The 18,497-nt window shown below is 32.3% G+C and carries 18 protein-coding genes; 7 read left to right on the top strand and 11 right to left on the bottom strand.

Annotated elements, in window-relative coordinates:
• Positions 1–43 precede the first annotated feature (43 nt).
• The 6 genes from NLG42_RS24260 to NLG42_RS24235 form a co-directional block, all read right to left on the bottom strand.
• Complete coding sequence (locus tag NLG42_RS24260) at positions 44–2,167, bottom strand: vWA domain-containing protein (RefSeq protein ID WP_257682665.1); 2,124 nt, start codon at positions 2,165–2,167, stop codon at positions 44–46.
• A 71-nt stretch (positions 2,168–2,238) separates the two neighbouring features.
• Positions 2,239–3,207, bottom strand: coding sequence for a hypothetical protein (locus NLG42_RS24255; protein ID WP_257682664.1), 969 nt, complete (start codon positions 3,205–3,207; stop codon positions 2,239–2,241).
• 2 nt (positions 3,208–3,209) lie between these two features.
• The gene (locus NLG42_RS24250) at positions 3,210–3,710 is read right to left on the bottom strand and encodes an RNA polymerase sigma factor (RefSeq protein ID WP_089056277.1); all 501 of its coding nucleotides are present in this window, start codon (positions 3,708–3,710) and stop codon (positions 3,210–3,212) included.
• A gap of 264 nt (positions 3,711–3,974) precedes the next feature.
• Positions 3,975–4,661: a DUF4304 domain-containing protein gene (locus tag NLG42_RS24245; RefSeq protein WP_257682663.1), complete on the bottom strand. Its 687-nt coding sequence runs from the start codon at positions 4,659–4,661 to the stop codon at positions 3,975–3,977.
• 23 nt (positions 4,662–4,684) lie between these two features.
• On the bottom strand, positions 4,685–5,521 hold the full coding sequence (locus NLG42_RS24240) for a DUF6929 family protein (RefSeq protein ID WP_257682662.1): 837 nt from the start codon (positions 5,519–5,521) through the stop codon (positions 4,685–4,687).
• An 11-nt stretch (positions 5,522–5,532) separates the two neighbouring features.
• A complete protein-coding gene (locus NLG42_RS24235) occupies positions 5,533–6,126 on the bottom strand; it encodes a hypothetical protein (protein WP_257682661.1) in 594 nt (197 codons plus the stop codon).
• Between the two features lie 143 nt (positions 6,127–6,269).
• Between NLG42_RS24235 and NLG42_RS24230 the strand changes: the two genes are divergently transcribed.
• The 4 genes from NLG42_RS24230 to NLG42_RS24215 all read left to right on the top strand — a co-directional run bounded on the left by NLG42_RS24230 (position 6,270) and on the right by NLG42_RS24215 (position 10,204).
• Positions 6,270–7,148, top strand: a complete 879-nt coding sequence (locus NLG42_RS24230; protein ID WP_099719522.1) for a PPK2 family polyphosphate kinase — start codon at positions 6,270–6,272, stop codon at positions 7,146–7,148.
• 215 nt (positions 7,149–7,363) lie between these two features.
• Positions 7,364–7,963, top strand: a complete 600-nt coding sequence (locus NLG42_RS24225) for a porin family protein (RefSeq protein WP_257682660.1) — start codon at positions 7,364–7,366, stop codon at positions 7,961–7,963.
• Positions 7,964–8,087: 124 nt separating this feature from the next.
• Positions 8,088–9,137 carry a sensor histidine kinase gene (locus NLG42_RS24220; RefSeq protein ID WP_257682659.1) on the top strand — a complete coding sequence of 350 codons (1,050 nt, stop codon included), beginning with the start codon at positions 8,088–8,090 and terminating at the stop codon, positions 9,135–9,137.
• Between the two features lie 353 nt (positions 9,138–9,490).
• A complete protein-coding gene (locus NLG42_RS24215; RefSeq protein ID WP_257682658.1) occupies positions 9,491–10,204 on the top strand; it encodes a LytR/AlgR family response regulator transcription factor in 714 nt (237 codons plus the stop codon).
• 2 nt (positions 10,205–10,206) lie between these two features.
• On the opposite strand, the gene NLG42_RS24210 is transcribed toward NLG42_RS24215, so the two are convergent.
• Both NLG42_RS24210 and NLG42_RS24205 read right to left on the bottom strand, forming a co-directional pair.
• Entirely contained in the window at positions 10,207–11,142 is a 936-nt protein-coding gene (locus NLG42_RS24210; protein WP_257682657.1) for a DUF6268 family outer membrane beta-barrel protein, read from the bottom strand.
• A gap of 170 nt (positions 11,143–11,312) precedes the next feature.
• Entirely contained in the window at positions 11,313–11,828 is a 516-nt protein-coding gene (locus NLG42_RS24205; RefSeq protein WP_089056273.1) for a hypothetical protein, read from the bottom strand.
• 190 nt (positions 11,829–12,018) lie between these two features.
• Here NLG42_RS24205 and NLG42_RS24200 point away from each other — a divergent pair, with 190 nt between their 5' ends.
• The 3 genes from NLG42_RS24200 (at position 12,019) to NLG42_RS24190 (ending at position 15,754) form a co-directional block, all read left to right on the top strand.
• Positions 12,019–13,404: an MATE family efflux transporter gene (locus tag NLG42_RS24200; RefSeq protein ID WP_257682656.1), complete on the top strand. Its 1,386-nt coding sequence runs from the start codon at positions 12,019–12,021 to the stop codon at positions 13,402–13,404.
• A 127-nt stretch (positions 13,405–13,531) separates the two neighbouring features.
• Positions 13,532–13,759, top strand: a complete 228-nt coding sequence (locus NLG42_RS24195) for a hypothetical protein (RefSeq protein WP_017495128.1) — start codon at positions 13,532–13,534, stop codon at positions 13,757–13,759.
• A gap of 60 nt (positions 13,760–13,819) precedes the next feature.
• A complete protein-coding gene (locus NLG42_RS24190; RefSeq protein WP_257682655.1) occupies positions 13,820–15,754 on the top strand; it encodes an LTA synthase family protein in 1,935 nt (644 codons plus the stop codon).
• A 153-nt stretch (positions 15,755–15,907) separates the two neighbouring features.
• On the opposite strand, the gene meaB is transcribed toward NLG42_RS24190, so the two are convergent.
• The 3 genes from meaB to NLG42_RS24175 form a co-directional block, all read right to left on the bottom strand.
• Positions 15,908–17,005: a methylmalonyl Co-A mutase-associated GTPase MeaB gene (meaB, locus tag NLG42_RS24185; RefSeq protein ID WP_099719519.1), complete on the bottom strand. Its 1,098-nt coding sequence runs from the start codon at positions 17,003–17,005 to the stop codon at positions 15,908–15,910.
• Positions 17,006–17,323: 318 nt separating this feature from the next.
• The gene (locus tag NLG42_RS24180) at positions 17,324–17,965 is read right to left on the bottom strand and encodes an NAD(P)-dependent oxidoreductase (protein ID WP_099719518.1); all 642 of its coding nucleotides are present in this window, start codon (positions 17,963–17,965) and stop codon (positions 17,324–17,326) included.
• 57 nt (positions 17,966–18,022) lie between these two features.
• Positions 18,023–18,430 carry an RrF2 family transcriptional regulator gene (locus NLG42_RS24175; protein WP_257682654.1) on the bottom strand — a complete coding sequence of 136 codons (408 nt, stop codon included), beginning with the start codon at positions 18,428–18,430 and terminating at the stop codon, positions 18,023–18,025.
• Positions 18,431–18,497: the final 67 nt, after the last annotated feature.

The following is an 18,497-nucleotide window of genomic DNA, read 5'->3' as shown; positions in this document are numbered from 1 at the left end:
ATTAGTGATTAGATTTTAGAACCCAAATGTAATAAAATATTTATTAATTATACTGCTTTGAAGTCTCTACAAGACGGATAAATTCAGCTTTATAACCATCGCCGTCATTTGATATTCCTTGTTTGGCTAATTTCGCGATTTCTTCTGATGATTTGTCAGCAATCAATTTAGAATCTCTTAATTTTAATCCAAACCAAGCCACGGCTGAGCTGAATTTTAAATCATCACTCGCTTTATCTAAAGCAACCGATTTATTGTTAATTATCTGAACCATTTCGATGCTTTTATCTCCGTCTGGTTTTTTGTAACGGAATTTTATTGTCGCCAGTTCACTGCTGTAATTAGCAGAATTAGTTTCTGTTTTAGTGTATTTTAAATCATCTGGCTGAACATTTAAATAATCGCTTTTTACGCCGGCTGGAATAATTTCATACAAAGCTGTAACCGTATGATTGCTTCCTAATTCTCCTGCATCAATAGCGTCATTTTTAAAATCCTCTGGACGAAGTTTTCTGTTTTCATAACCAATCAAACGATACGCCTGAACTTGTTTCGGATTAAATTCGATCTGAATTTTTACATCTTTGGCAATGGCAAACATAGAACCTTTAAATTCTTTTCCTAAAAAACGATTGGCTTCCTGAATATTATCAATGTAAGCATAATTTCCGTTTCCTTTATCGGCTAAGATTTCCATTTTGCTGTCTTTGTAATTTCCCATTCCATAACCCAGACAAGTTAAGAAAACACCAGTTTTTCTTTTTTCTTCGATTAATTTTTCCATGTCTGAATTAGAAGAGCTTCCCACGTTAAAATCGCCATCTGTTGCTAGAATCACGCGATTATTGCCATTTTTAATAAAATTCTCAGATGCAATTTTATAAGCAAGTTCAATTCCTTCTCCGCCAGCAGTACTTCCTCCAGCTTCTAATTTATCCAGCGCCTCAATTATTGTTTTTTTCTCATCTCCAGTAGTTGGTTTCAAAACCACTCCGGCTGCTCCTGCATAAACTACAATTGCCACTTTGTCTTTTGCACGTAATTCATTTACCAATATTTTTAAAGATTGTTTTAGTAAAGGAAGTTTATTCATGTCGCTCATCGATCCTGAAACATCAATTAAGAAAACAAGATTTGAAGCTGGTAAATCATTGGTTGGAATATTTTTTCCTTGCAAACCAATTTTCAGAATTTTGTTTTTTGAATTCCAAGGCGACTCACTTACTTCAGTGTTAATAGAAAACGGGTGCTGGTCTTTTGGCTGTGGATAATTGTATTTAAAGAAATTTACCATTTCTTCGACACGTACAGCATCTTTTGGAACTTCTTGTCCGTTGTTCAAAAAACGTCTAATGTTAGTGTAAGAAGCATTGTCAACATCAATAGAAAATGTAGAAAGCGGTGCTGTTTTTGGGCTTTCAAAAGCATTTTCTACAAAAGTATCATAATCTTCCTGAGTTGGTTGAGCTGGAATTGGTCTAATAATGTTTAATTTTTTGTCTAATTCTTTTTCCGAAAGATTTTTGTAAAGTTCATTTTTTGTTACAATTACAACAGCGCCGTTTGCAGCTTTACTGCCATAAAGAGAGGCGGCCGATTCGTCTTTTAGAACTTTTACGTCATCAATGTCATTCGGATTAATTTTTGCCATTTGATCTGCTTTTACAGGAACACCATCAACAATATACATGGGTTCATTTTTAGGCAAAATTGATCCAACTCCTCGTATAGCAGCACTCGGAGCCGCGAGATATTGGTTATTTGATGAAACTGCAACGCCTGCCGCTGTACCTCGAATCATCATTACGGATCCTGTCGTCATTTTCTTTTTTGTAGAAGCATAAGCAGTTGTAACAACCTCTTGCAGTTGGTTAGCGCTTTCTTTCAATGTAACATTAATTACATTTGAATTTTTTACAACAACATTTTCAGTACTCATACCAATATAACTAAAAACGAGAACGTCTCCTTTCTCAGCTTTAATAGTATATTTTCCGTCAAAATTGGTGACAGCAGATGTTTTTGATTTTTTAATAAAGACATTAGCGCCGGGAAGCGGAGTAGAATTTACATCTGTAACTGTTCCTGTAATAGTTCTTTGCTGTGCCATGGTTACGAAACATATAAGCATAGCAATGCCTGATGAAATAAGTTTTAAACTTTTCATGATAGTAAGTTTTAAGAATTAATGTTCGGATTTAGCTTTGTCAAAGCTGCAGACTTTGACAAAGCTTGGAATTATTTTTTCGGAGTAGGTTTTCCTGTTTTTGTAGTAATTATGACAACTCCTTTTTTACCTTTTTCGCCGTATTTTTCTGTAGCTTCAAGGTCTTGTAAAATGGTTATTGTTTTAATATCCTGTTTGTCTAAAGGCGCATATGGACTTGTTGGGTTATTTCCAAATAAATCATTTTCTGAATAGTAAATCCCATCGATGATGTACAAAGGCTCATCAAGAACTACAAGTGAATCTACGTTTTCTGGATTTAGATTCGGAAGCTCATTCTGCAGCATTTTGTCTTTTTTGGCATCATCGCTGTGAGCTACTGCACTCCCGTTTAAAATTACTAAAGGCGTACTTTTTTTAACGCTTTGAAATTGTTTTGCGCCATAAGCAACTTTAGCCGATTCTTTGGCTTTTGAATATCTAGCGGCTGAGACAGTTTCTTCTTTAGAAAATGCAGCATTGTCTTGTTCTTCAGCATAATTTTGCTGAACTGGAGCAACAAGTGCAGGAGCTGAAGCAAGAGGTTCTGTATAAACTTTTTTGTCTGCTAAAGGCTCTATTGCTTGAATATTTGGAGCTGCTTCTTCATGAATGGCGACAGCTTTTTGTCCTTTATTTTGTTTTTCTAAAATTTCAGCAGCTTCTTCATTTGAAACAAGCCCAGAACTAGAAGAAGGAATTGTGTTTTCTTGATTTAAAACAGGTTCTTTAGATTTTTCTTTTTCTTGAATCACTACTTCTTGTGTTTCAGTTACTGATTTTTTATCCGAAAGAAAAAATTGAGAACCTAAAGAAATCAATAAAAGAAGAGATGCGGCAACAGCAATTTTTTTCCACAATGCGATTGTTTTTTTATCTTCTTTTTTGTCCAGTTTTTCTTCAACGCGCGACCAGACTTTTTCCATTCCAGGAAAGTCTTTAAACTCGGCATTTTGCGAAGCTTGTTTTATTTTATCGAATAATTTATCTTGATTGTCCATGACTATTTTGCTTTTTGATAATAGAGTTTATTAACCAGTTCTTTTAATTTGGTCTTTGCGGCATTCAATTGTGATTTTGAGGTGCCCTCGGAGATCTTTAGCATTTCGGCTATTTCTTTGTGCGCAAAACCTTCAATAACAAAAAGGTTAAATACTGTTTTACAGCCGTCTGGAATATGGTTTAATAAATTAAGTAAATCTTCCTCTTCTAATGTTGTTAATTCCTCTGTTGAAGGCTGCGAAATCAGCTTAACATCATCCAGATACATATTGAAGTTAGTTTCTTTTCTAATAGTTGCCAAACAATGATTTACCGTTATTCTTCTAGCCCAAGCTTCAAAAGCATATGCTTCTTTCAATTGATCCAGTTTGGTAAAAATGGTAAAGAATGAATCTGCCAAAGCTTCTTCGATTTCTTCTTCCTTTTTTAAATATCGTTTGCAAAGGCGGTACAGCTTTGGCGCCATGTATTCGTACACCTGACGCTGGGCATCACGATGCATTTTTTTACAATTTGCTATTTGAGTCTCGTTTATCACAATTGTTGTCTTTCTTATATAGAGAGAGAAAAAGATAAAAAGGTTGGGACAGGGGTGAAAAAAAAATATTTTTTTAGGTTCAAAGTTACAAAGCTACAAAGGTTTTATCGTAGAGGCGCACCACAGTGCGTTTATCACAATATAATTTTTTCACAAACTTGTCATTCCGAGGAACGAGGAATCTTCGCAAGTAGATCGACAAAGATTGATGAAGTTGGTTTTTCAGTTTTACAAAACAACACCATTTGTTTCAGCAATTTTTTTTAAGATTTCAATATATTTAGTGTTGATTGCTGATTTTGATGTTTTAATAATTTCAGTGCCATCCGGAAGAATTGTTTTTGAAACATAGTCTTTTGGATTTAAAGTTCGATGATACTCAAATTGAAGTAATTCTTCAGCTTTATTAAATTCATTAGTTTTAATGAAAATTTTAATCTTATAAATCGCTGTTGTAGTAATTTGAACAACTTCATTTTTTAAAATAAAATCCTTTAAATGATTAAGGTCAATGACTTTTTCAAAAATTGGAATTAAAGAATTAGTCAAATTATTACGTATTTCAATTTCTAAATCTTCTTTTTTTGTTTTTTGGGTTAGTTCGTACCAATAATCATTTCCGTGAACAACAGACCCAATACGAAAACTGATTTGACAATCATAATCATGAATAAATTTTGGAATTTGATTTGAATTTTCTAAATAGATTTCAATATCAAAAAAGCCTATATTTATTGTAAATGACACATTGTCTTCTTGATTCCATCTGCTTTTTTGAATGTTTATTACTTGTATTAAGGTATTTATTTTCTTATTGAAATTATTTCCTTTTTTTTTAAATCCATGTTTTAAAAAAAAAGGATTTATCAGATTTTTTAAAATTTCGTCAAATTCTAATTGAAGATTTTTTTTCATTTTAAGAATTTCTTTTGTGAAATTTATTTAACAGGCAATGTCAATTTATAAATCTTAGTTTCTAAAACTTCTGTATCATTATCTTCGCAAAGCAAGAACTCAATTTTGTTGTTTTCTTTTTTGTAAAAAGTTAAACCTTCGAATTTATTGGTTGAAGTAATTTTTTGAGTAAAATCTATTTTCATCGTTTTCTGATCGATTCGGCCAATGAAACTTCCTAAAATTTCACCGTCATCGTAAGTTGATTTAGTATTTTCGACTGTTGAAAGAAAATAGATTTTGTCTTCAACTAAAATGGCATCAGTAAAGCTGGAACGAATACCTTTTATTTTTGGAAGTTTATAATTCACAGAAATTAAAGCAAATTCTTCACCAAGACTTTTGGCGTGAATAGTAAAAATGGTGTTTTTGTTTGAAACTCCATTTCCACGATTAAACAAATACCAGTTTTCACCGTCGAAAATAGAACCTTCCAGATTGAAATCTTCAGGTTTTATTTCTCCAAAATTTTGCATTAAACCGTATAAGTCGACCAAATTATTCTTTTGTAAAACAGTTTTAGATTTGAGGTCGAACTCAATCATTTTGTTTCTATTTTCGGTTGAACCAGAACCAAAAATATACAAAGTATCATTATGATTTGTCAGCGACTCAAAATCAGGTTTTAAGTTTTTTGGAATATTCTGTGTTGGATTGTCAATTAAAGCGTGTTGATTTAATTTCTGATTCTGCATATTGTATTCGTATAAGAATCCGCTGTTGTCGCCAATTACATAAAGTGCATCATTATTGTAAAATAATCCTGATGCCGAACCGATTCCTATGATTTGAAATAATATTTCTAATGTGAATTTTTCCATGAATGTTTCTGTTAGAGAAGAGTAATTTGATTTTTATATTCCTCTATTTCTGATTGTTTTAATTTTAATATTTTGCAAAGTTCTGTAAACTTCATTTTTCCTTTTAAATAATATGAAACTAGTTCATCCTCAACTTTTCCTAAATCATATTGATTATACAATTCAAAGTAGTATGTTTTTCTTTCTCCAGAATTTAGCGTAAGAGTTATTCGATTTTCTATTCCGCTTGATAACGAAGAGTCAAAGCCATTTTTCGTTGGTTTACCGTAGTAATCATTATTAGAAATTTCAACTAATTTGATTTCTTCAATTTGAAATTTCTCGTTATCTACTATTATAGCATCTTCAAAAAACTCTAAAAAGCCGCTAAACGTACCATTTAAGGCTTTAGGTTTTATTAAACCAATTGACTTTAGTACTAATATAATAAAAGAGAATAAAAGGGCGGATTTTAAAAATGCGTCTTCAGATAATCCTTTGGCTAGAGAAAATAAATTGTTCTTAATAAAATAAATTAAGTACAACAATAATAGTAATGAAAAAAATATTGAAGCGCTGCTCCAATGAAACTTTTTTGATTTTTTATAAATATTGAATCGCTGCATTTTTTCTTATCTAAAAGCTTGTTTTAAGAACAACTGTTTAACCTTGAGAGCAATTTATTAAAAAGTATTGCAATGAATAGCAGTTCCGATAGTTATCGGAATTCGTAAAAGTAGTATATTTATGATACAAAAAACTAAAAAACATGAAATCAATAGACCCGAAAGATTTTAAAGTTACAGATAAAATCAAACTAAGTAAACTTCCTACTTTGTTAAATATTGATGCTGATGACGATGAAAAGGAAGAGAAATTGGATAAGGTTCAAGCTAAATTGAGTGATTTGCAGGACGTAATGTATGCTCATAATAAATATGCGGTTTTAATTTGCCTTCAAGGAATGGATACTTCAGGAAAAGATAGTTTGATTCGCGAAGTTTTTAAAGAATTTAATCCGCGTGGAGTAGTAGTTCATAGTTTTAAAACACCAAATTCAAGCGAGCTGGAACACGATTATTTATGGCGTCATTATATTGTTTTACCCGAGAAAGGAAAGTTCGCCATTTTTAATAGAACACATTATGAGAATGTTTTAGTAACGCGTGTGCATCCCGAATATATCTTGTCAGAGAATTTACCAGACATTAAATCTATCGATGATATTACGCCTAAGTTTTGGGAAAATAGAATTGAACAGATTAATAATTTCGAGAAACATATTGCTCAAAACGGAACTATTATAATGAAGTTCTTTTTGCATTTAAGCAAAGACGAACAAAAAAAACGTTTGTTGCGCCGTTTAGAAGAAGAGAAACATCATTGGAAATTTTCACCAGGCGATTTGAAGGAACGCGAGCATTGGGCAGAATATCAGCAATACTACGAAGAAGCAATTAATCAAACCTCTACAGATTATGCGCCGTGGTATGTAGTTCCTGCCGACGATAAGGAAATGGCACGTTATATTGTGGCAAAAATTATTTGGGAAGAAATGCAAAAACACACTGATATTAAAGAACCAGAATTGGACGATAAAATAAAAGCTAATTTTGAAATGTATAAAAAAGCATTAGAAAAGGATTAATTTGATCTTTTTTTTAATAATGAACCCGACAGGTTTTTAAAACTTGTTGGGTTTATTTTTTGAAGTCACGTTTGAAACGTGAATCATTTAGTTAAAACAGCTAAATAGTAATTATTTATATCCTTTTGTCAAAACACTTATGTAGTTCATCAAACTAATTTTAATAGTGATTTAGGTTTGTGCTCCTTTGTATCAAATTAATAAACATTATTATCATGAACATGTACAAATTACTATTGTTGACTGCAATTTTCGTTTTAGGATTAGTTTCTTCTAAAATTAATGCACAATCTTCTTTTCCAATTCATATTGGAATTAAAGGCGGATCTAATTACTCTGAACTTCCAGTTTCAGATGGTTATAAATCAAAATATGCTGTTGGTTATTTTGGAGGTGCTATGGCTCGATTTGATTTTAAGAGATTCTATATTCAGAATGAAATCTTATACAGCGAGAAATCTTCAGAAATCGAAAGAACGACTTCAACAGGATCTAAAAATGCAAAATGGAAAAGCCTTGAAATGCCTTTGCTTATTGGTTACAAAGTAATTGATCTTGCGGCTTTAAATGTTAGAGTATTTGGAGGCGGGGTTTATTCTTATGTTTTGGATGAAAATTTTTCATCATTGACCCAGTTAAAAGATTCTTATAAGAAATTTGATAAATCGAATATTGGATATCAGGTTGGGGCAGGAGTTGAGGTTTGGAAATTTACTGTTGATGTCATTTACCAAGGCGGATTAAATAATATAAGCAGTGATTTTAATTCGAAACCAAATTCGTTTAATGTAAGCGTTGGATATTTTTTCTTATAAGTTCACAACTTACGTTTAGCCTTATAAACAGCACGGAATCTTTTTGGTTCTTTGCTGTTTCTTTAGAAAATATAAGGGTATTTTTGAACGCAGACTTTCTCATAATTATATATATCTTTTTTAGATGATTACAAAATATAAAAATAAGCATTGGATATTCTTGGTCTTTTTTTGGAGCTTATTAGGTATGACAATTTGGGCGCAGATGATCGAAGATTACGATTTTTTGACCGCTACAATTCAGGCTGTTTTAGTTTTGTTTTGTTCTGCCATTTTAGCTCATATTTTGAGTGATGTTATATTGCCCAAAGCACTAAAACAAAATAAAATGAACTCGTTTGCGGTACAAAGCGTTATTGTTGTACTGCTTTTGGCATTTTGTCTGTCATTGATTTATATTGTTTTTTCTGATTCGGTTTTGAGAAGCAAAAGATATCCTGAAAAAGCAGATGTGGATTCTCTTCATTTTTTATGGACACGATTTTACGGCAACATTCCATCAGCGATTTTAATTTGCGGTACTGCTTGCGGGCTTCGATTTTATCAGGAACATAATGTCATCGAAAGAAATCACGCGCAATTGCAGCAAGTACATCTTGAAGCTCAAATCAAAATCTTGCAAGATCAGATTAATCCGCATTTGATGTTTAATATCCTGAATCATATTCATATTCTAATGCAGAGTAATGTAAAATTGGCGTCTATTTTATTGGTTCAGTTTTCGGATATTTTGCGTTATCAATTGTATGAATGCAACAAAGAATATGTGCCGCTGCATCTCGAGATTAAATACTTGAAAGATTTAATTGCGGTTGAAGAAACCCGATGGGGAAATGAATTAGAAGTAAAAAGCAAATGGAATATTGAAGATGGACAGCTTCAAATTGTACCATTACTTTTAGTTCCGTTAATTGAGAATGCTTTTAAACATGTTTCCCGACTTCCAAACCAAAAAGGTTATGTGTATTTGTCTTGTGAACAGATAAAACATCAATTGAATTTTAGAATCGAAAACTCATATACAGAACAATATAAAATACCGTCTAAAAATCAAGGCTTAGGGCTTGAAAATGTAAAAAAAAGATTGTCAATCCAATATCTAGAAAAACATCAATTTAATACCAATAAAACCGATTCTGATTTTACGGTTACAGTAGTTTTAGATTTAAAATGATTTTTTTTACCACGACCCGAGCGACAGCGAACTGGCGAAGCAATTAACGCGAATTTTTAATTTGTTGCTTTGTGATCTTTGCAGTTAATTTTTTGCTGCAGATTATAAGAATTAAAAGGATTTTGTTTTCGCCACAAATTGCACGAATTAGCACGAATTTTTAATCTCTAGCTTTGTGGTTTAGCATCTTTATAAAAATTAAAACTTTGCGAACTTTGCGTAAATCTTCGTGTACCTTGCGGTTAATTTTTTTGCCACAGATTATAAGAATTATAAGGATTTTAAAAATTTCAAAAAACTGCTAAATCTGAGTCAAACTTTTTTAGCAAATACTAAACCTGAAACAGAAAACTATGAAAATGAAATGCCTTGTTATTGATGACGAACCTATCGCAAGAAACGGAATCGTAGATTTTGTTTCTAAAATTGATTTTCTAGAAGTTGCAGGCACTTGTGCTTCGGCATTAGAAGCAACTTCATATATTCAGGATAAAAAGGTTGATTTATTATTTCTGGATATTAATATGCCGTATCTTTCTGGTTTAGAGTTTTTAGAGTCTCTGGATAATCCTCCTTTGGTGATTTTTACCACGGCATATTCAGAACATGCTTTAGATGGATATCGTTTGCAAGTGGTAGATTATTTATTGAAACCTATTACATTTCAGCGTTTTTATCAGGCTTCGTTAAAAGCAAAACAATGGTATCAAATGATTCAGTCTCCAAAGCAAAATCAATTGGATCCGTTTTTGTATGTGCGTCAGGAAGAAGGATTTCAAAAAATTTCTTGGGTTGATATTTTATATATTGAAGGAATGCAAAACTATGCGAAACTCCATTTTAAAGATAAAGTGCTTGTAATTCATCAAACTATGATTTCATTAGAAGAAACACTCCCAACAGAGATTTTTTTTAGAATTCATAAATCTTTTTTAGTAAATATCACCCACATAGATTCTGTTTCTGGCGGACGATTGTTTATAAAAGGACAAGAACTACCTATTTCAAGAACACGCCGCGAAGCATTGTTGAAAGAGGTAGTGTATAAAAACTTATTAAGCCGATAGTATTAGAATTTCCATTTTAAAGCTACGGCTCCATAAAAAGTAGTAGTGAATCTTGGATCGGCTATATCTTTTTCTTTAAAAATGTCTTTAATTTTTCGACTGTTGGTCGAGAAATTTCGAACAATAGTACTTCCCGCTGTAGGTTCTAGTGTCCAATGTTTTCCTAGTTTTACTTGAGGTCGTAATCCTGCAATAATTTGCTGATATCCTAATAACATCGATTTGTTTCCAACTCTTGTTTCTGCTGTCATTCCGCTTATTTCTGCGACAGCTTTCAAATCGAAATTGTCAGACATTCGATAGCCTAATTCTAAACCTTCTGGAAACGCAACTTTAAAATGTAAAGCTCCTCTAGATTCCCAATTAAAGTAAATTCCTGGCAGAACCATCGGAACACCAAAACTATTGGTTAAAACTGGACCCATACCAAAAGCCAAATTAGGATTGAATTGTTTGATAAAAAGAACACCACCTTGTATCAAGACATCATCTTTATTAATTTCAACCATATCAGTATAAACTCCAACTGACAGCATTGTCAATAAAGACCAAGAGGGTGAAAGAGAACGTAAATGTTTAATACCAATTTGTGTATTCAGCAGTTCATTTGGAAATCCTTCTTGAAATTGTACAGGAAGAGATTGAATTTCGTAATTCTTGTTTTCCATTCGGGCATAACTTCCATTAACAAAAATAGACCACAGCCTTGGATGATTGTATTGATCCATTTTTAAAGATAATGGAACTTCAAAAGCAATTTGAGCTCGTTTAAAATTACTTTCTGCATTTGTTTTGGTGCTGTCCATTGGTCGAACATATTTAGAAAAAGGAACATAATCGACTTTAAATTCTCCTGAGATTCCAGATTGTGCCCTTGTGGCGATAGAAAGCAATAAAAAAAGTAAAACCTGTGCTAAATAAAAAACTGTTTTGTTCATGATTTGATTAATTTTTCTGCGAATTACTGCCTTCTAAATCAATCCTAAAAAATCATTTGACTAATGACACTTCTCTTTTGACCAATGGTATAAAAAAAACAAAACCCGACAGACTATGAAAACTGTCGGGCTTGTTACCAAAAACAAAATAATAAATTAAACCTTTCTTTTTATAATTTAAAACCATAAGCTAAACGTAATGCCACTTGGTTGGTATTGAATTTGTTATAGTCTTCGTAACGAACACTAATATCAATGTACTTATTGGCGTATCCAATTCCCGGCGCCCACAAAAAAGTAGTGTCGTTATAGCCATTTGTTACGGCAAAACCTGCACCTACTTCACCTAGAACGTAAAATTGGTCTTCCCAGATGAAAGCTTTAAAACCAGCTTTAGCAGGTATAAATCCAAGATCTTTTACTTCAACTCCATTTTGATCTTTCATAAACAAGTTTGTAAAACCTGTAGTTAAAGTCAACGATGTTTTTTTAGATAAATCGTATTGTAAACGAACATCTCCACCAAGCGACCATCTGTAATCATTGTCAGTTGGTATTCCGCCATTCACACCAAATCCTAATCTAAAACCTTGATCGTAATTTTTTGTTTCACTGTCTTGAGCGAAAGTGGTATTGGCGTATAAAAAAGCGAAAGTCGCCAGGCATAACATTTGTAATTTTCTCATGACAATTTTTTTTGAATTTCTAATACTGTAAAAGTAGAATCAAGACCTTTGGAGCTCGTTATATAATTTTTAAAAATCGTTACATAATATTGCGTTTAGCCAAAATTCGCCTTAAAATTGGCTTATCTTTTTATTAATAGAATAGAATTCGAAGCTTCTGATTATCTTTGCACACTAAAAAAGAATAGAAGTGAATTTAAAGCAGTACACCAAAGAGTTTTCATACAATTTAAAATTAGCATATCCCATAATTTTAGGAATGGTCGGACATACCTTAATTGGTATTGTCGATAATATAATGGTGGGAAAACTTGGAAGTACTGAACTGGCAGCAGTTTCTCTTGGCAACAGTATGATTTTTATTGCAATGTCTTTAGGAATTGGTTTTTCTACCGCTATTACTCCAATCGTTGCCGAAGGTGATGCCGAAAAAAATGATACTAAAATTAGATCCGCTTTTCATCATGGATTATTTTTATGTACCATTCTAGGATTAGTTCTTTTTACCGTAATTATGTTTGCAAAGCCTATAATGGAATTACTGCAGCAGCCAGAAGAAGTAATTGTTTTAGCAAAACCGTATTTGGGCTGGGTGGCTTTTTCGTTGATTCCGCTAATTATGTATCAAGGATACAAACAATTTGCTGACGGATTATCATTGACAAAATACTCTATGTATGCAATGATTATGGCAAACGTACTGCACGTAGGAATCAATTATGTGTTGATTTACGGAATATGGATTTTTCCAAAAATGGGAATTATTGGCGCTGCTTTAGGAACTGTAATTTCTAGGATTTTCTTAGTTATGTTTATGCATATTATGCTTTCTAGAAGAAATGATTTAAAGCGTTTTTTCAAGAACTTCAGCTTTCAGGAAATTAAAAAAGAAACCATCAAAAAAATTATAAGTATTGGATTTCCATCAGCAATGCAGATGCTTTTTGAAGTTGTGTTGTTTACAGCGTCAATATGGCTTTGCGGAAATATTGGTAAAACGAGCCAAGCGGCCAATCAAATTGCTTTAAGTCTTGCTTCGATGACATTTATGTTTGCCATGGGATTAAGTGTAACTTCGATGATTAGAGTTAGTAATCAGAGAGGATTACAAGATTATAAAAAACTAATTGTTGTGGCACGTTCTATTTTTTTGCTTGCCATTATAATAGAAACGTTTTTTGCAATATTGTTTGTTGTTTTTCACAATCATCTGCCTTATATCTTTTTAAATATGGAAAACAGCGGGCAGCTTATGGATAATACAGAAGTAATCAGCATTGCATCAAAATTACTTTTAATCGCAGCAGTTTTTCAAATTTCTGATGGAATTCAGGTAGTTGTTCTTGGCGCTTTACGTGGTTTACAAGATGTAAAAATCCCAATGTATATAACATTTGTAGCTTATTGGATAATTGGTTTTCCAATTTCATATTATTTAGGCGAACATACAGAATGGAAAGCTCAAGGTGTTTGGATTGGACTTTTGGCAGGATTAACTGCAGCGGCAATTTTTCTATTCATGCGCTTTCATTATTTAACTAGGAAATTAAATACTAATTCAATTTCAAATACTTAAATTTGAGCAGAAAATAAGAATCTGGCACGGATTAAATGACTTAAACAAATAATAAATAGTTTAATCCTTGCGTCTCGATAACTTCGGGAAAAGCAAAAAAATAAAACAAAATAATAAATAAATAAAAATGGAACTACCTAAATTTTTACTTGGAGATAATACTGATTTTCCAGATGATATTTTTATCATTCACCTTGATTACCCTAGATTTATAATCAATCTAAAAGATGATGAGGTTGAGTTTATGGAAGAAGCCGAAGATCTTGATGAAGCGGAGTTAAATGCAGAAATGGAAGGTTTGATTGTTTTGGCAAATGAGTTCTATGACAGAGAAATAAATCGTTACGAAGAGTAGAAACGCACAACAATGTGTCTCTATAGTTTGCCTTAATCAAAAAATAGTCTAAAGCATCTAATGAAAAATTTACGTTATTTAAAACCTATAGTTAATTTTATTTTAATCGGATTACTGATTACTACTTTAAGCCGAATCTTTTTATTTTTTCTATTTAAAGAAAGAGTAGTAGAAACTCCAAATTTCTGGTATATTTTTCCAATCGGTTTGCGAATGGATTTGATTTTACTTTGCTATTTGTCATTTTTACCTGCCGTTTTGATTACTTTTTTGCCAAATAAATGGCTTAAGTTCACCAATAATTTTTTGGTAATTTATAGTTTTTTATTCCTGTTTCTGATTCTTTTTGTAGAATTAGCTACGCCTGATTTTGTAAAACAATACGATACACGTCCCAATAAAATTTTCTTAGATTATCTTATTTATCCAAGGGAAGTTGTTGGAATGCTTTTAAAAAGTTATCTGACTTCAATAATTGTAACTTTTTTAATTTTAGGAGTTGTACTTTATTTTGCTTTCAAAAAAGGGAAAAAATATTTTCATACAACAAGTACTCCATATAAATTCAAATTAATGGTTTTTCCATTACTAGCATTTTTATTGTTTTTTGGAGCACGTTCAAGTCTTACTTCAAAGCGTCCTATCAATGCCAGTAATGCTGTTTTTTCAACAGATCAATTGACAAATACTTTAGGATTAAATTCATTTTATACTGTTGCTTTTGCTGCTTATTCGATTAAGAATGAAGGAAACACAAAAATGTACGGTAAAATGGATGAAGCTGAAGCAATCGCCCGTGTGAAAAAATACATGATTGCTGGTCCAAACGATTTTACAGATGCTGAAATTCCGTTTCTTCATGTACAGCAGCCAGATTCTGTTTTGAAAAAGCCATATAATTTGGTGATTTTTTTACAAGAAAGTTTAGGTGCTGAATATGTTGGAATTTTAGGAGGAAAACCGCTGACGCCAGAATTTGATAAATTATCAAAAGAAGGATTATTGTTTACCAATTTGTATTGTACAGGAACAAGAAGTGTTCGCGGAATTGAAGCAGTTGTAACTGGATTTTTACCATCACCGTCAGAAAGTGTTGTAAAACTTGGAAACTCGCAGCAAGGATTTTTTACACTTGCAGATGCTTTAAAACAAAAAGGATATGATACGAGTTTTATTTACGGAGGAATGGCCAATTTTGATAATATGGCGTCGTTTTTCAACGGAAATGGTTTTCAAGATATTGTAGATCAAGAAGATTTTGAATCTGACGGAAATAAATATGCTTTTAAAGGAACTTGGGGCTATTCTGATGAAGATTTAGTTACTAAAGCAAATAATTATTTTAAGGCAAAAGGTGACAAACCATTTTTCTCTTTAATGTTCTCCACTTCAAATCATGAACCTTTTGAATATCCTGCAGGCCGAATAAAACCTTATGATTCAAAACCTGCAACGGTAAATAATGCTATGAAGTATGCGGATTTTTCAATTGGAAAATTCTTTGAAATGGCTAAAAAAGAGCCTTATTTTAAAAATACAATCTTTATTGTAATTGCGGATCATAATACAAGAACATACGGAAAAAATTTAGTGCCAATAAACAAATTTCATATTCCTGCATTTATTATGGGACCTGGAGTTCCCAAAGGTGCTGTTTATAATAAATTAGCAAGTCAAATTGATATTCCGCCAACATTATTAAGTTATTTAGGACTTCCTTTCGAAACTCCAATGGTAGGTAGAAACCTAAGTAAACTTGATGAGAAAGTACAAGGAAGAGCAATTATGCAGTTTAACGATATCAATGCATTTAGAGTTGAAAATCAGGTTGTAATTATGCAGCCTAATTTAAAACCTCTTCAGTTTGAGGTTAAAAATGATACGACTTTAGTTCCTGTAAAATTAAACGAAGAATTGGCAAAAGATGCCTTGGCACACGTAATTACAGCAGGTAATTTATATAAAGAAAGCAAATACAAGCTTAGAAAAAAATAAGTTTAGGAACAGGTACAAAGGTACAGAGTTTCAAAGATGCAAAGGTTCAAAGAAACAGAGTTAATGACTTTGTTACTTTGAACCTTTTTACTTTTATGAATTTAGACTAAGAAAAGACAAGCTAGAGAAAACCTTTGTCTCTTTGAACCTTTGCTACTTTGAACCTTTATTAAAATATAATTTTAATAAACTTTGTGCAGCCGCAAAAGGTGAAATTTCATTATTTTGAACTGCTATTTTATTTTGTTCTAAAAGGGAAATGATTTCAGGGCTGTTATAGAAATTTTGCTTTAATTGCTCGTCTATTGTTTCCATCATCCAAAAATGATTTTGTTCCTTTCTTTTCTCTTGGAAGAAACCGGTTTCCTTTGTTAGTTCAAGATAATCAGAAATTGTATCCCAAATAGCCGTAATTCCATCTTTCGTTATGGCACTGCAAGTCGTTACTTTTGGCTGCCAGTTTGATTTTTTTGGAGGAAATAAATGTAAAGCTCGATTGAACTCAAGTTTTGCCTGATTTGCTTTTTTGATATTATCGCCGTCTGCTTTGTTAATTACAATAGCATCTGCCATTTCCATAATGCCGCGTTTAATACCTTGAAGCTCATCGCCGGCACCAGAAATTTTTAATAAAAGAAAAAAGTCTACCATGCTGTGCACAGCCGTTTCGCTTTGACCAACACCAACTGTTTCAATAATTATGGTATCAAAACCAGCAGCTTCACATAAGATTATTGATTCGCGGGTTTTGCGTGCCACACCGCCTAAAGTTTCTCCTGAGGCACTCGGGCGTATAAAAGCATTTTCATCTTTAACCAATTCTTCCATGCGGGTTTTATCTCCCAAAATACTTCCGTGGGAAATCGAACTGCTTGGATCAACGGCTAGAACTGCTACTTTTTTTCCTGCCTGTGTAAGATAGGTTCCAAAAGCTTCGATAAAAGTACTTTTGCCAACACCGGGAACTCCCGTAATTCCTATTCGGATAGATTTATTTGCATGAGGCAAACAGCCGTTTATAATTTCGTTCGCTTTTTCAGTATGTTCAGGATTTGTGCTTTCGACAAGAGTAATAGCGCGACTAAGAGCCGTTCTATTTTCAGAAAGAATTCCAGATATTAATTCGCCGGCAGAAGGTTGTTGCCTGCGTTTGTTTTTAATTTGATTAATAGCCGAAACATTGGTGATTTCGGGAGATGAAATTCCAGCTTTTTCAGTTAAACTGCTTGACTGTTTCTTTAAACTTGACAAAATACTTTTTTAATAGTGTAAAAGTACTGAAAACAAAAACAGTTTCAAAAAGTTAGTTTGCCACGAATTACACGAATTCCCACTAATTTGTTATCATATTTTTTTCTTCCTAAACGAAGCCAAAGAATTGACAGAAATAGCTCGACAAAGATTGTTTAGCAGCATTTTTTTTGACACAAAGAGACCCGACAGGTTTTTAAAATCTCTCGGGTCTGAGTAGTATTATAGAGTTTCTAGCTCAAAATGACATACAGAACTTAGCTTTAAATATAAAAAAAACTTAGTATCTCAGAATCTTAGAGCCTTAGTATCTTAAAATTAATATCCAGCTGTAAATCTAACTTGATGATGTTTTGGATTTTCAACTTCATCAGCAATAACAACTGCCAAATCCTCTACAGATAAGATGCTTCTTTGTTCGTCATTAAAAACGGGGTTTTCTAAACCTAAACGATATTTACCAGTTCTTCCTGTTTTAGTTCCTGCATGCATTTCAAATGCTGGACTAAAAAAAGCCCAATCTAAATCTTTTTCTTCTTTTAAGATATTCAAATAATCTCTTGCTGCAGTTGCACCAGCGTAATATTCTTTTGGAAAATCTGGAGTATCTACGGCTTGTAAATTTGGAGCAACAAATAAACTTCCTCCGCCTCCAATGGTAATAAAACGTTTTACACCTGATTTTTTTACAGCTTCTTGAATTGCTTTTGATCCGTTAAGGAAATCATCATAAATATTAGGATTTGTCCAACCCGGATTAAATGCATTTACTATAACATCGTGTCCTTTTAAAGCTTCTGCCAAAGCATCAACATTAAAAATATCTGCGGCAATCCAAGTTGCGTTTGTATTGTCTTTTGGATTTCTAGCAATTGCAGAAATGTCATGTTTTCTGTCTGCTAATTCATTTAAGATTGCTGAGCCTACAAATCCTGTTGCTCCAATAATTGCGATTTTCATAATATATAAATTTATTTAGTAATAAAAAATGTTACAGTTTGAGGTAAAAAAATAGTTTTAAAATTGGTTCGAAAAATCTTCAAGCGAAATATTCTCTAATTGTGCGCTTACTTTCTGATTCATTTCGGTGTATAAATCAGCTAGATTTTGATTGATTTTTTTTCCAACAGGACAATCTGGGTTAGGTTCATTTTTTGCATATCCCAAATTAATAGTTTCAAAAGTCATTTCAAAAATCTCTTTTAGAGTCAATTTCGAAGCATCTACGGCCAATTTTGTTCCGCCATTTTTACCTTCTTTACTTTCTACAATATGATGTGCTTTTAGGTTTGCGATTTCTTTTCGAACCAAAACAGGATTTAAATTGATACTGCCGGCAATAAACTCTGATGATAAATAATCATTAGGGAATTTAGTCAGCAAAGTAAGAATGTGAATCGTTATGGCAAATTTACCTGAAATCATACTGTAATAAAATATGTTACAAATGTAAGGAGTTTTATAACACAAAAAACAAATTTAACGTTTTTTT

It is taken from the genome of Flavobacterium plurextorum (assembly GCF_024638035.1).
GTDB classification, from domain to species: domain Bacteria; phylum Bacteroidota; class Bacteroidia; order Flavobacteriales; family Flavobacteriaceae; genus Flavobacterium; species Flavobacterium plurextorum.
This window is presented reverse-complemented; position numbering and strand designations above follow the sequence as displayed.

Excerpts from the sequence above, each read along its gene's own strand:
- NLG42_RS24260 (WP_257682665.1), bottom strand. The coding sequence starts at position 2,167 with ATGAAAAGTTTAAAACTTATTTCATCAGGCATTGCTATGCTTATATGT.
- NLG42_RS24255 (WP_257682664.1), bottom strand. The coding sequence starts at position 3,207 with ATGGACAATCAAGATAAATTATTCGATAAAATAAAACAAGCTTCGCAA.
- NLG42_RS24250 (WP_089056277.1), bottom strand. The coding sequence starts at position 3,710 with ATGCATCGTGATGCCCAGCGTCAGGTGTACGAATACATGGCGCCAAAG.
- NLG42_RS24245 (WP_257682663.1), bottom strand. The coding sequence starts at position 4,661 with ATGAAAAAAAATCTTCAATTAGAATTTGACGAAATTTTAAAAAATCTG.
- NLG42_RS24240 (WP_257682662.1), bottom strand. The coding sequence starts at position 5,521 with ATGGAAAAATTCACATTAGAAATATTATTTCAAATCATAGGAATCGGT.
- NLG42_RS24235 (WP_257682661.1), bottom strand. The coding sequence starts at position 6,126 with ATGCAGCGATTCAATATTTATAAAAAATCAAAAAAGTTTCATTGGAGC.
- NLG42_RS24230 (WP_099719522.1), top strand. The coding sequence starts at position 6,270 with ATGAAATCAATAGACCCGAAAGATTTTAAAGTTACAGATAAAATCAAA.
- NLG42_RS24225 (WP_257682660.1), top strand. The coding sequence starts at position 7,364 with ATGAACATGTACAAATTACTATTGTTGACTGCAATTTTCGTTTTAGGA.
- NLG42_RS24220 (WP_257682659.1), top strand. The coding sequence starts at position 8,088 with ATGATTACAAAATATAAAAATAAGCATTGGATATTCTTGGTCTTTTTT.
- NLG42_RS24215 (WP_257682658.1), top strand. The coding sequence starts at position 9,491 with ATGAAAATGAAATGCCTTGTTATTGATGACGAACCTATCGCAAGAAAC.
- NLG42_RS24210 (WP_257682657.1), bottom strand. The coding sequence starts at position 11,142 with ATGAACAAAACAGTTTTTTATTTAGCACAGGTTTTACTTTTTTTATTG.
- NLG42_RS24205 (WP_089056273.1), bottom strand. The coding sequence starts at position 11,828 with ATGAGAAAATTACAAATGTTATGCCTGGCGACTTTCGCTTTTTTATAC.
- NLG42_RS24195 (WP_017495128.1), top strand. The coding sequence starts at position 13,532 with ATGGAACTACCTAAATTTTTACTTGGAGATAATACTGATTTTCCAGAT.
- NLG42_RS24190 (WP_257682655.1), top strand. The coding sequence starts at position 13,820 with ATGAAAAATTTACGTTATTTAAAACCTATAGTTAATTTTATTTTAATC.
- NLG42_RS24180 (WP_099719518.1), bottom strand. The coding sequence starts at position 17,965 with ATGAAAATCGCAATTATTGGAGCAACAGGATTTGTAGGCTCAGCAATC.
- NLG42_RS24175 (WP_257682654.1), bottom strand. The coding sequence starts at position 18,430 with ATGATTTCAGGTAAATTTGCCATAACGATTCACATTCTTACTTTGCTG.